Annotated in this window: 2 protein-coding genes; both read right to left on the bottom strand. The window is 64.5% G+C overall.

The genetic code is table 11. The features are described from left to right. Positions 1–66 precede the first annotated feature (66 nt). A complete protein-coding gene (locus BSZ39_RS13725) occupies positions 67–1023 on the bottom strand; it encodes an ankyrin repeat domain-containing protein (RefSeq protein WP_073717665.1) in 957 nt (318 codons plus the stop codon). Positions 1024–1409: 386 nt separating this feature from the next. Then, on the bottom strand, positions 1410–1595 hold the full coding sequence (locus BSZ39_RS12730; RefSeq protein ID WP_073717666.1) for a hypothetical protein: 186 nt from the start codon (positions 1593–1595) through the stop codon (positions 1410–1412). Positions 1596–1671 lie beyond the last annotated feature (76 nt).

Raw genomic sequence — 1671 nt, forward strand, 5'->3', positions numbered from 1 at the left:
TGAGTTGTAGAAGATGAACTCGAGGATCACGCGGTGACCGCCCTGCTGTCCAGCACGACCACCCCGCTACACCACTATGAGGGACTCAACTTCGTCGCCAAGGATGATCGCCTCCAGCAGCGTCGTCCAGGCCAGGTCGTTGACGTGGTTGACGTCGGTATCCGTGTTCTGAACGACCCATTTCACGTAGTCGACGTGGCCGCGTTCGGAGGCGGGGATGACGGAGATGCCGCCGTGGCGATTGCGGGCCTTCAGGTCCGGGTGCGCCCAGGAAAGGATCGTGCCCATCTCGACCGAGCCTGTGACGCCGGTGACGAGCCAGTGCGTGTCGCGCTGGTTGTCGACGGCGTTGACGTCGGCTCCGAGATGAACGAGCAGGCGCGCGGCCTCGAGGCGGTCGTGCGTCGCCGCGAGCAGGAGCGGCGTGCGGTCGGACTCGTCGCGGGTTTCGAGGTCCGCGCCGTCCCGCAGTGCGCGGGCGGCAAGGACAGCGTTCCAGTCCCGGCTGGCAGAAAGCAGCGTCGCGTTAGCCTCGTAGGCGTCCACGGGAGATTCCGCGGAGGTCAGCGCGGCGAGTTGGCGGGCGTGGCCCTTTTCTTCGGCCATCTGGCGCGGCGTCTTGCCTTGCGGCGTGGAGGGCCGGTCGAGTTCCGCACCCGCGGCGATGAGGGCGAAGATGGTGTCGACGTGGCCATCCTCGTCGCTGCCGAGCCAAATCGCTTCGTGGCTTGCCTGCCAGCCGAGGTTGTTGGCGTGATTGAGGTCAATCCCCTTCTGGATCAGCAGGCCGACGCTGCGCGCCTGGCCGCGCTCGACCGCGCGGATGAGCGCCGTGCCATTGAAGCTGTCTTTGTCGTTGAGCTCGCCGCCGTTGGCGAGCAGCCATTCAAGGGCGCGCGGCGTGTTCTCGCTCGAGGCGAGCAGATAGGCCGACTCTTGCGCCGAGTTCTTTGCGCCTCGTCCGCGCCCGCGCCGACGAGGCGCTGCACTTCGGCAAGATCGTCCATCACGGTCGCATCCCACAGCTGCTTGGTCAGCGTGGCTTTCTCGGTTTCGCTCACGGCAGTTCCTCCCGTCGTCGACGATGATGGTGTGCTCTGGCTAGCGGAGTCGCACGAGCTCACGGCGAGCACCAGCCCGGTGGCCGCGGACAACAGGCGCAGTGCGCGCCGTCGATCCTGATCCTTGCTCGCCATCGGCTATGAGCCGTCCTACGAGAGGGTCACGGAGGGCAGCTCGCTACCGTCGGGGTTGAAGTATTCATAACGCACTCGCTGCACGGGCACGACACCTGCCCTCCTCATGTCTGGGTAAACATGGTCTTCCACCGTCTTCTCTAACACGCATTCGTACCCGGGCAGCTCCTTTTTGAAAACCTCCGGGTCCCGCGGCGCTTTGAAGACGTAGGTTTAGATCAGCGTGTCGGGTTTTTCGCCGTTGATCCGGATGTCGCTGTAGACGTTTTCCGACTGCTTCTTGAGGACAGAAATCAGTGCCTGGGTTCGCTCTACGACGGCATCCAGTGCGGCGCCGCTGTCACTGCTGGGGTCGCTCGGCGCAGACTCCTGCGGGCTGACCGAAGTTGAGTCCCTCATAGTGGTGTAGCGGGGTGGTCGTGCTGGACAGCAGGGCGGTCACCGCGTGATCCTCGAGTTCATCTTCTACAACTCA

The organism is Bowdeniella nasicola, assembly GCF_001907295.1.
Classification (GTDB): domain Bacteria; phylum Actinomycetota; class Actinomycetes; order Actinomycetales; family Actinomycetaceae; genus Bowdeniella; species Bowdeniella nasicola.

Bases quoted from the DNA above. Each gene is read 5' to 3' on its own strand.
- BSZ39_RS12730 (WP_073717666.1), bottom strand. From the start codon at position 1,595: ATGAGGGACTCAACTTCGGTCAGCCCGCAGGAGTCTGCGCCGAGCGAC.